This is a genomic window from Nocardiopsis sp. NPDC006198, from assembly GCF_040613895.1.
Lineage (GTDB): Bacteria > Actinomycetota > Actinomycetes > Streptosporangiales > Streptosporangiaceae > Nocardiopsis > Nocardiopsis tropica.
In genome coordinates, this window is sequence record NZ_JBEXSY010000114.1 from 1 (window position 1) to 9,475 (window position 9,475).

Consider the following 9,475-nt stretch of genomic DNA (forward strand, 5'->3'; position numbering starts at 1 on the left):
GAGTCTCCAATGGACCTGTGCTGCACCTGCGAGCAGATCCACCCCTGCGCGCCCCGCGGTGTGCCCGGGGTGCTCTCCGGGTGATCCGGTGACACATCGGGGAAGGCCGCAGCGGTTCGGGGAAACAGGGTTATAGTGACTCTGTGTCACTGAATAAGCACGTAGGGTCTCATGTTGACGGGGTGTCCCACCGCGGGCGGGTCGAACGGGTCCTCACCCGCGTCTTCCGCAACGACTGGAGTGCGCTGACACCCCCCGAGATCGGCCGCTGGACCCCCGACCTGAGCGTCAGCGTCGTCATGCCGGCCCGCGGCGGCCAGCGCCGGCTCGACCTCGCCCTGGCCTCCCTCGCGGCCCAGACCTACCCCGAGGACCTGCTGGAGGTCGTGGTCGTGGACGACCACTCCTCGCCCGCCCTGCGCCTGCCCCCGCTGCGCCCCGCCCGGTGCCGCGTCCTGAACGCCCCCGAGGGCGGATGGGGCGCGGGGTACGCCCGCGCCTACGGCGCCCACGCCAGCACCGGCGACATCCTCGTGTGGATGGACGCCGACATGGTCGCCGGCCCCGAGTTCGTCGAGGCCCAGGCCCGCTGGCACCACACGCACGCCGAGGCCGTCACCCTGGGCCGCGTCCGCTTCGCCGACGCCGGCCCCCGGACCCCGGAGGAGCTCCTGGCCCGAGTCCGGGCCGGGACCCTGCACCGGAGCCTGGACACCGGCCGCCGCCACGAGTGGGTCGAGTGCCTGCTCACCCAGAGCGACCGCCTGCGCGACGCCGACCACCTCGGTTTCCACGCCTACGTCGGCGCGGCGGCGGGTGTGCGGCGCAACCTGTACGAGGCCGCCGGAGGGGTGGACCCCGACCTCGACCTGGGCCAGGACACCGAGTTCGGCTACCGCCTCTGGCAGGCGGGCGCGGTCATGGTGCCCGAGCACGCCGCCACCGCCTGGCACGTGGGCCGCGCGGGCACCGCGCGCACCCGGCTGCCCTCCGAGCGCTTCCGCACCCAGGTGCTCGCCGAACTCATGCCCCACCCCCACGCCTACCGCGAACGGGTCCCCGCCCACCGGCGCCGCATCCCTCTGGTGCACGCCGTCGTCGACGTGTCCGGCGCCCCCTACGACCTGGTCCGCGGTTGCGTCGACCGGCTCCTGGACAGCGCCGAGACCGACCTGGCCATCACCCTGGTCGCCGACTGGGAGGGCGTGCGCGAGGGGGGCGGCGCCCCCGGCGGCCCCCACCTGGACCTGCGCCTGGTCCAGGCCAACTACCTGCGCGAGCCCCGGATCTCCTTCGCCACCGCCGCGCCCCGCACCGGCTTCCCCTCGCCCTTCCTGCTCCAGGTGCCGGTGGCGTGGGGGCTGGGGCAGGTCGCCCTGTCGCGGCTGCTCGCCAGCGCCGAACGCGCCCGCGCCGGGCTCACCGAGCTGTTCTCCGCCACCTCGCCCGCCCGCGACGCCGGTGTGCGGCTGTGGCGGACGCGGGCCCTGGCCCGGGCCATGCGGGTGTGCGGCGAGGAGGAGGACCTGGGGGACGTGGTCGCCGAGCTGCACGGCCGCTACCGCATCCACGCGGGCCAGGAGACCCTCACCGACCTGTCGCTGTACCGCTCGGTGCCGCCGCAGCCGCGCACCGCCCCCGACACGGTCGCCGCCCCGTGCCCCCACGGGGACGCGGGGTCCCGGGAGGGGGCGCCGGCGTCCGGCGCGCGGCGGCCGGTGGGCGCCCTGGTGAGGTCCGCCTGGCGCGGCACGCTGAGACGCCTGCGGCGCGAGCGGGCGCACGGCCCCGCCGCCGGCCGGGACCCGGCCCAGGAGGGCTGAGGCGGGGTCCCGGGGGAGGGCGTGCGGGGTCCGGCCGTGTCGGGGCAGATGGGGGAAGACACCGGCCCGGAGACGAGCGGGCCCCGCACGCCCACCACGGCGCCCGGCCCTGTGACCGAGCGCGACGCGGTCCGTACGTAAGGTACCCGACGCCGAACGTCAAGCGGGCGCGCCGCAGGGGCGGCGCGCCCGCTCGGTCCGCCCCGTCCGGGCGGAGGCGTCAGTCCCGCGCGCCCACGGCGTCGATCGACGCCAGGAGCTGCTCGCGCAGGGTGTCGTTGACCGGTGTGGAGCCGGTCTCGGCGGAGGCCGCCTCCTGGCCCTCGGGGCTCACCACGTACCGCAGGAACGACTTGACGTTCTCCGCCTCGGTCGCGTCCGGGTACTCCTCGCACACGGTCTCGTAGCTGACCAGGACCAGCGGGTAGCTGCCCGCCTCGGTCGTGCCGTACTCCAGGTCCAGGGCCAGGTCGTGCTCGCTGGCGTTGTCCTCGCGGCGGGGGGAGTCGGCGACCACCTGGGCGGCGGCCTCGGGGGAGATCTCCACGAATTCCCCGCCGACCCCGATGTTCGCCGTGGACATCCCGTGCACGTGCGACATCTCCACGTACCCGATCGAGCCCTCGGCCCGCTGGACCGTGTCGGCGATGCCGCTGTTGCCCTGCGCCGACTCGCGCGGGGTGATCGGCCACTGGCCGCCCGCCTCGTGCGGCCAGGCGTCGGGGGCCGCCTGGCTGAGGTAGTTGGTGAAGTTCTCGGTGGTGCCCGAGTCGTCGGCGCGGTTGACCTGGGTGATCTCCAGGTCGGGGAGGTCGGCGTCGGGGTTGTCCTCGGCGATCTCCGGGTCGTCCCAGCGGGTGATGTCCTGGTTGAAGATCTTGGCGATCGTGTCCGGGCGCAGGTTCAGGGAGTCCACGCCCTCGAGGTTGAACACCACGGCGATGGCCACCACGTACGCGGGCAGGTTGATGGTGTTCGTCCCGCCGCAGCGCTCCATGGCGTCGCCGTTCTCGTCGGGGTCCATCGCGGCGTCGGTCCCGGCGAAGGCCACGGCCCCGTCGATGAACTGGTTGCGCCCCCCGCCCGACCCGATGGAGTCGTAGTACACGCGGGCGTCCTCGCACGCCGACTGGTAGCCCGCGATCCAGGTCGTCATCGCGTTCTCCTGGGCGCTGGACCCGGCGCCCGACAGGCTTCCGGAGAAGCACTCCAGGTCGTCGGGGACCGCGGGAGGGGCGGTTCCCTGGACCGCGTCGTCGCTTCCGCATGCGGTGGTCGCCAGCAGCAGACCGGCGAGCGCGGCCGAGGCCGCCCCCCGGTAGGCGCCGCGGTGGCGCGGGGCGCCGGTCTTGGTGTGCTTGTTGGACGGGAGCACGACTGCTTCTATCCCCTTCGTCGGTGTCGGTGGTCCTGGTCTCACCGCCGCGGCCGGTTCCCGGCACGTCGTCGCTGGTGATGGTCCACCGCCGAAGAATTTAACCACCGGTGGACCAACACCCCCAAAGCGCCCCCGTGTGGGATGGCGCTCACCGCCTGCGGTGACGGGCGTGCATGACACGCGGGCGGCGCGGGCACGGGTACGTGCGTGACGAGCACGCACAGCACGCCCACGGCCGCCGCTCCGACGTCAACCTACCGCCTGCAGCTGAGCCCCGGGTTCACCCTGGAGGACGCCGCGGGTCTGGTGGACCACCTGGACCGGCTCGGGGTGGGCGCGCTCTACCTCTCGCCGGTCCTGACCGCCGCGCCCGGGTCCGGCCACGGCTACGACGTGGTCGACCCCACCGCGGTCTCGCCCGCGCTGGGCGGCGACGCCGCCCGAGCCGCCCTGGCCGCCAAGGCCCGCGAGCGCGGCCTGGGCGTGGTCGTGGACATCGTGCCCAACCACATGTCCGTCGCCCGGCCCGACGCCAACCCCTGGTGGTGGGACGTGCTCGGACACGGGCGGGCGTCGGTGTACGCGCGCTGCTTCGACGTCGACTTCGACGCCGGCCCCGTCCTGGTGCCGGTGCTGGCCGACGACGGGGACGGCGGGGCCTCGGCCCTGGACGACCTCCGCGTGGTCGACGGGTGCCTGGCCTACCACGACAAGCGCTACCCCCTGGCCCCGGGCACGTACGCCCCCGGCGACCGGGTCGGCGACGTCCACGGTCGCCAGCACTACCGGCTGGTGTCCTGGCGCCGCGGCGACTGCGAACTCACCTACCGCAGGTTCTTCGACGTGGACGGGCTGGCCGCCGTCCGCGTCGAGGAGCCGGGCGTGTTCGACGCCACCCACGCCGAGATCCTGCGGTGGGCGGAGCTGGGCCAGCTCGACGGGCTGCGGGTGGACCACGTCGACGGGCTCAGCGACCCCGGCGGGTACCTGCGCAGGCTCGCCGGGCGCTTCGGCGGGTGGGTGGTGGTGGAGAAGGTCCTCGCCCCCGGCGAGAGCCTGCCCCAGTCCTGGCCGGTGGCCGGGACCACCGGCTACGACGCCCTGCGGGAGGTGTGCGGGCTGTTCGTCGACCCGGCCGGCGAGGCGGCCTTCACCGACCTGGCCCGGGAGCAGGGCGTGGAGGTGGACGCGCAGGCCCTCGACGAGGGGGCGCGCCGCCACGCGGCCACCGTGCTGCTGCGCGCGGAGGTGCGGCGCATCGCCGCCCTGCTGCCGCCCCGGGCCGGGGACCGTGCGGATCCGGACCCCGAGGGGGCGGACCGCCGACGCGAGGAGGCCGTCGCCGAACTCCTGTGCGCCTTCGGGGTGTACCGCTCCTACCTCCCCGAGGGGGAGGCCGACTGGGCCGCGGCGGTGGACCGGGCCCGCGGGCGGCGCCCCGACCTGGCCCCGGACCTGGAGGACATCGACCGGCTGGTGCGCGGCGACCCCTCCGGTGAGCCGGCCCGCCGCATCCAGCAGACCAGCGGCATGGTCGTGGCGATGGGGACCGAGAACACCGCGTTCTACCGGGGGACCAGGTTCGCGGCCCTGAACGAGGTGGGCGGCGACCCCTCGCGCTTCGCCGTGGACCCGGGCGAGTTCCACGACGGGGCGGCCCGGCGGGAGGCCTCCCGCCCCGCCACCATGACGACCCTGTCCACGCACGACACCAAGCGCTCCGAGGACGTGCGCGCCCGCCTGGCCGCGCTGTCCGAGACGCCGGAGGCCTTCGCCGGCGCGGTGCGCCGCTGGACCGGGCGGTGCGCCCTGCCCGAGCCCGCGCTCAACCTGCTGGGCTGGCAGACCCTGGTCGGAGCCTGGCCCATCGGGGAGGACCGCCTGGCCGCGTACCTGCTCAAGGCCGCCCGCGAGGCGCGCCTGGGCACCTCCTGGACCGACCGCGACGCCGACTTCGAGGAGCGGGTGCGCTCCTGGCCCGGCCGGGTCCTGGGCGACCCCGCCCTGAGGGAGGAGGTCGCCTCGGCGGTGGAGTCGGTGCGCGGCGCGGGGTGGAGCAACTCCCTGGGCCAGAAGGCCGTGCAGCTGCTGGGCCCCGGGGTCCCCGACGTCTACCAGGGCACCGAGCTGTGGGACCTGTCCCTGGTCGACCCCGACAACCGCAGGCCCGTGGACCACCGGTCCCGCGCCGACATGCTCGCCCGCCTGGAGGAGGGGTGGCTTCCCCCCGTGGACGGGACCGGCGCGGCCAAGCTCCACCTGGTCCGCACCTGCCTGCGCCTGCGCCGGGAGCTGCGCCCCGCCGGCTACCTGCCGCTCACCGCCTCGGGGCGGGCCGCCGGCCACGCCGTGGCCTTCGCCCGGACCTCGCGGGGGGCGCGCCACCCCGACGTGGTGGCGGTCGCCACCCGCCTGCCGCTGGGGCTGGCCGCGGGCGGGGGGTGGGCGGACACCGTCCTGGCACTGCCCGCGGGCCCGGGGGAGTGGACCGACCGGCTCACCGGGCGCGTCCTCGCGCCCGCGCGCACCGACGGGCACACGTGCGCGCCGCTCGCGGAGCTGCTGGGGCGCTACCCGGTGGCCGTGCTGGTCCGCCGGTGAGGGCCGTGCGCAGCTCAGGCTCCTCGATCGGCGGTGAACAGCCCCTCGGGGCGAGCAGCTCGAACGGGCCTTCCTCCTCTCCGTGTGCCGCTCTGTCCGACCCTGCTTCCCCGGCCTGCCACGACAAGGAGGACGGCCGGGGCGGGCACCACGACACGCTCTGCTGTGTCCCGCTGGAGGAGGAGCCGCCGTCCTCTTCGCCGTGCTCCGCGACGGCACCTTCCACGAACCCCCGCCGACCGCGGCCATCGGGCGTTCACCGGGCCGGCATGCCCCCGTGCGGACTGTTCACGACCATGGCCAGTGATCCGGCGGCAAGGTAGTGGTGACCTGGGAAGTACTCGATGTGCTGGTGTCCGCCGTCGTCCATCCCCGCCATCGACCGGACGTCGTCGGCGAGTGCGGTCGAGCCGGGTCGGTCACCCTCGATGAGTAGGACGCGGCGCTCCACGTCGACCCTGACACCGACCCCCGGGCCGCCGGCGCCCACCACCTCGACCGAAGCCAGTTCGGTGCCGCCGAAGCTCGGCTCGGCCGAGGCGGTGGTCTCCACGCGGCCCTTCCCCCGACGAGGGCGAGGGCCAGGAGGACGAGCTCCGTCGCGTCGCCCGAGACGTCCACCCCGCTGCCATCGGGAAAGAACAGAACCCTCATCCGCCACAACCCCTTCGGATCCACGACACCGGACTCAACGAACAAAGATGTTGCCTTGGTCGACCGGGCTGCCCCAACTCGGGTCCGGACGTCATGGACGCCGCTCATCGCTCGACGACACCCCCCCCGGGGGACGCCCCGGGAGGAGCCGGACCGAGGGCGGTCGCGCGGGCGCCTACCGGCCGAAGACGGGGAAGCCGCAGTCCGGGAGGCCGCGGGAGTAGAAGTAGGTCAGGCGCACCGGTGCGTCGAGGTCCTGGTCCGTGCCGGAGGCCGGCGTCTGGGACAGCACCTCGCATTCGGAGGGGAGGAAGTTCTGCCCCTCGCCCCAGGTCTGCCACTGCCCCTGGACGTTGGTGAACCCCCGCTCGCGCAGGACGCTCCTGGCACTGTGCGTCGTCATCCCCTCCACGTCGGGCACGGTGCCGCCGGTGGGGGCCGACCCGCCGCCGCCCCCGCCGCCCCCGCCCCCGCCGCCCCCGCCGCCACCGCCCCCGGCCCCACCGCCGTCACCGCCGCCGGTCCCGTCCCCCGAACTGCTCCCGCCCGAGGGCGCGCCGTCGTCCCGCGGGGAGCCCCCGTCCTCCCCGTCCTCCTCCTCGTCGTCCTCCTCCCGCTCGGAGGCGCCCGGGGCCTCGTCGGAGTCCGAGGCGGGGGCCGTCGCGCCGGGGCCCCGGTCCCGTTCGGGCGCGGACGGTCCGCCGTCGCCGGAGGGCTTGCCGCCGGTCGGCGCGGGGGCCTCGGCGGCGGCCCCGTCCGCGGTCGCGGGGGAGCCGTCCGCCCCCGTCGGCGGGGACCACACCAGGGTCGCGGTCAGCAGCAGCGCGGCGGCCACCGCCATCGCGACGAACCCGCCCCGCCAGGACCACATCCCCCGGGGGCCCGCCCTCCTGCTGCGCGTGCGCCGGGTCAGCACGGTCCGGTCCCCGGACGCGGCGTCCCGGCAGGCCGCCGCGAACTCCTGCGCCGAACCCCACCGGTCGCGCGGGTCCTTCTCCAGCGCGACGAGCACCACGTGCGCGACCAGGTCGGGGACGTGGTCGGGCAGCGGGGGCGGCTCGGCGTTCAGGTGGGCCGCGATGACGGCGGCGCGGTCGGCGGAGTCGAAGGGCGGCCTCCCGGCCAGGCACTGGTAGGCGACCGTGCCGAGCGAGTAGATGTCGGTGCGGGAGGTGAGCTCGCCCATGTCGAGCTGTTCGGGCGAGGCGTGGGAGAGGGTCCCCAGGGCGATGCCGGTGGAGGTCAGGGAGGTGGCGTCGTTGATCCGGGCGATGCCGAAGTCGACGAGCTTGACCTCCCCGTCCAGGTTGATGAGGATGTTGCCGGGCTTGATGTCGCGGTGGACGATGCCCTCGTCGTGCACGGTCTGCAGGGTCTGGGCGACCACGGCGGTGATCTCCATGGCCCGGTCGGGCGCAAGCGGGCCCTCGCGTCTGAGCAGCGCCGTGAGGGACTCCCCCTCGACCAGCTCCATCACCAGGTAGGCGAGCTTCTCGCCGTCCAGGACCGTCTCGCCGTGGTCGTAGACCTCCGCGAAGCCGGGCCCCCTGAGCCTGGCCGCGGCCCTGGCCTCGCGCTCGAAGCGCCTCCGGGCGCCCTCGGCGTCCTGGAAGGCGGTGTCGCGCAGCAGTTTGACCGCGACCGGTCTGTCCAGGCGCAGGTCATGGCCCCGCCAGACCGTTCCCATGCCGCCCGCGGCGATCACTTCGTCGAGTCGGTAGCGGTCCGCGACAGGGGGTTTCACGCGTGCTCCTTGCGGGTGGAGGGCGAGGGCGCCTCAAGGGGGTGGGGGCTGCGAGGTCGACGGTGACTACGATCTCAGATACCCGGCGGCGGGAAGTGGTTCCGCCCCCCGCGCCGGAATCGCGCGGCCCGCCCCGGCCGGAGCCGAGGATCCCGCCCCCGTGTCGGGGGACCGCTGCGGGGTTCGCCGTGCCCACCCGCCCGCCGACCCCGGCCGGAGCCGCGGGGTCCGGGACCGCCCCGGCCGTCCACCGCCCCGCCCCGGTCCGGGCGAGGGGATAGGCTGAGCGGCGATCATGGCGCAAGCGAACACCACACACCACACCGGCCCCAGGCTGCGGATGCCCGGCACCGTCGCCGCCCTCCTGGCCTGCCCCGCCTGCGGCGAGGGCCTGCGCCCGGACGAGCGCGGCCTGGCCTGCGCCGCGGGGCACAGCTTCAACGTGGCCCGGGAGGGCTACGCGAGCCTGCTCACCGGGGCCACGCCCCCCGGGACCGGCGACAGCAAGGAGATGGTCGCCGACCGCCTGCGCTTCCAGCAGGCCGGACACTACGACTTCGTGGGTGACGCCCTCGCCGACGCGCTGCGACGCGAGCTCGGCGACGACGCCCCGGTCGTGGTCGACGTCGGCGGCGGGACCGGCCACTACCTGACCCGGGTCCTGGACGCCCTGCCCGGCGCCGTGGGGCTGACCGCGGACGTGTCCAAGTGGGCCGCCCGCCGGGCCGCGCGCGCACACGGGCGCGGCGGCGCCGTCACCGCCGACGCCTGGCGCGGCCTGCCCCTGCGCGGGGACTCCGCGCACGCCGTGCTCAACGTGTTCGCGCCGCGCAACGCGGCGGAGTTCCACCGGGTGCTGCGCCCCGACGGCGTCCTGCTCGTCGTCGTCCCCGCCGCCGACCACCTGGCCGAACTGCGCACCCCGCTGGGGCTGCTGGAGGTGGACCCGCGCAAGGACGAGCGCCTGGCGGAGTCCCTGCACGGACACTTCGCACCGGTCGGCGCACAGGACCTGGGCCTGGCCATGGCGCTCTCCCACGAGGACGTGGCGACCGTCGTGGGCATGGGCCCCAGCGCCCGCCACATCGGCGCCGGGGAACTGCGCGCCCGCGTCGCCGGGCTCCCCGAGCCGTTCACCGTCACCGCCTCGGTGCGGCTGCACGCCTACCGCCCCCGCGCCTGAGACCCCGGTCGGACACGGCCCCGCGGGCCGGCGCCCCGGCCTCCCACACCGCCAGGGAACCTGCGGTGCGGCTCCCGGGGCGCGGCCCGCCC

At 75.7% G+C, this 9,475-nt stretch carries 6 protein-coding genes; 3 read left to right on the forward strand and 3 right to left on the reverse strand.

Annotated features, from left to right (window positions below; translation table 11 throughout):
* Window positions 1-182 precede the first annotated feature (182 nt).
* Window positions 183-1,823: a glycosyltransferase gene (locus ABZ234_RS33465; protein WP_355014711.1), complete on the forward strand. Its 1,641-nt coding sequence runs from the start codon at window positions 183-185 to the stop codon at window positions 1,821-1,823.
* Between the two features lie 220 nt (window positions 1,824-2,043).
* Here the strand turns inward: ABZ234_RS33465 and pstS are convergent, their stop codons facing one another.
* Window positions 2,044-3,198: a phosphate ABC transporter substrate-binding protein PstS gene (gene pstS / locus ABZ234_RS33470; protein WP_267949904.1), complete on the reverse strand. Its 1,155-nt coding sequence runs from the start codon at window positions 3,196-3,198 to the stop codon at window positions 2,044-2,046.
* 210 nt (window positions 3,199-3,408) lie between these two features.
* Between pstS and treY the strand changes: the two genes are divergently transcribed.
* Window positions 3,409-5,802 carry a malto-oligosyltrehalose synthase gene (gene treY, locus ABZ234_RS33475; protein ID WP_355014712.1) on the forward strand — a complete coding sequence of 798 codons (2,394 nt, stop codon included), beginning with the start codon at window positions 3,409-3,411 and terminating at the stop codon, window positions 5,800-5,802.
* Window positions 5,803-6,058: 256 nt separating this feature from the next.
* On the opposite strand, the gene ABZ234_RS33480 is transcribed toward treY, so the two are convergent.
* On the reverse strand, window positions 6,059-6,355 hold the full coding sequence (locus tag ABZ234_RS33480) for a hypothetical protein (protein WP_355014713.1): 297 nt from the start codon (window positions 6,353-6,355) through the stop codon (window positions 6,059-6,061).
* A 276-nt stretch (window positions 6,356-6,631) separates the two neighbouring features.
* Window positions 6,632-8,200, reverse strand: a complete 1,569-nt coding sequence (locus ABZ234_RS33485) for a serine/threonine protein kinase (RefSeq protein ID WP_355014714.1) — start codon at window positions 8,198-8,200, stop codon at window positions 6,632-6,634.
* A gap of 295 nt (window positions 8,201-8,495) precedes the next feature.
* Between ABZ234_RS33485 and ABZ234_RS33490 the strand changes: the two genes are divergently transcribed.
* Window positions 8,496-9,383 carry a putative RNA methyltransferase gene (locus ABZ234_RS33490; RefSeq protein WP_355014715.1) on the forward strand — a complete coding sequence of 296 codons (888 nt, stop codon included), beginning with the start codon at window positions 8,496-8,498 and terminating at the stop codon, window positions 9,381-9,383.
* Window positions 9,384-9,475: the final 92 nt, after the last annotated feature.